This window comes from Alcanivorax sp. HI0044 (assembly GCF_001634945.1).
Window position 1 is genome coordinate 1 of record NZ_LWEZ01000679.1, and the last position, 625, is coordinate 625.

Sequence of the window (625 nt, forward strand, 5' to 3'; positions counted from 1 at the left end):
CAGCCAATAGCGAGAGTATGACCGAGTCAGCGCCTATTTCATTTACTGATGCCGCCGCGGCCAAAGTCAAAGAGCTGCGTGACGACGAAGGAAACCCGAACCTGAAGCTGCGTGTGTATATCACTGGCGGCGGGTGTGCGGGGTTTTCCTATGGTTTCACCTTCGATGAAGCGGTGAATGAAGACGATACCTCGGTGGAGAAAGCCGGCGTAACCCTGCTGGTAGACGCCATGAGCATTCAATACCTGGATGGTTCCCAGGTGGATTACGAAAAGGGCCTGATGGGTTCGCGTTTCGTGGTCAGCAACCCCAATGCGGCCACCACCTGCGGCTGCGGTTCTTCCTTCTCTGTTTAGGAATAACTGGCTGCTTCAGTCGTAAGCCCGCTTTGCCGAAAAGAAGCGAGTAACGAGTTACGAGTCTCGAAAGGCAAGAGGTGGACTGGGTTTCGAAACTCGCTTCTCGCAACTCGCGCCTGTCTCCCCTGTCACAAAACCTTCACTGTTTGATCAACATTTCGTCGCTTTTCGGGTAGACACTGAACCCATGATGACGACAAAACCGACATTTCAACGAATGACCGCCGCGGATACCCGGGCCATGTGCTGGTTGCTACAACAACCGC

The 625-nt window shown here is 53.9% G+C and carries 1 protein-coding gene; it reads left to right on the forward strand.

Features of this window, described 5'->3' with window-relative positions; translation table 11 throughout:
* Window positions 1–17: 17 nt before the first annotated feature.
* A complete protein-coding gene (gene erpA / locus A3730_RS08255; protein WP_063537901.1) occupies window positions 18–356 on the forward strand; it encodes an iron-sulfur cluster insertion protein ErpA in 339 nt (112 codons plus the stop codon).
* The last annotated feature ends 269 nt before the right edge of the window (window positions 357–625 follow it).